At 40.0% G+C, this 210-nt stretch carries 1 protein-coding gene; it reads right to left on the bottom strand.

Annotated elements, in window-relative coordinates:
* Nucleotides 1-210, bottom strand: a 210-nt coding sequence (locus ACVC3Y_RS05825) for an SdrD B-like domain-containing protein (protein WP_452226353.1), incomplete at both ends; no start/stop codon positions are given.

The following is a 210-nucleotide window of genomic DNA, read 5'->3' as shown; positions in this document are numbered from 1 at the left end:
CTGGATCTGAAGTTCCTGTTGTTAAAGTATCTGTAATATCTGCTGGTAATGTAGTCTCATCTACATCTATTTCTGCATCTCCTACTGGAATGTCTGTTGCTGTCCATGAGCCATCCGTTCCTGTTGTTACTGTTGTTTCGTCTCCGTTAACATCAGTAATTACAACTTCTACTCCTTCTATTCCTTCTTCTCCTGGATCTTGTATTCCAT

Source organism: Lacinutrix cladophorae (genome assembly GCF_053604645.1).
Note: the sequence above shows the minus strand (reverse complement) of the source record. Positions and strands in the feature narration are given on the sequence as shown.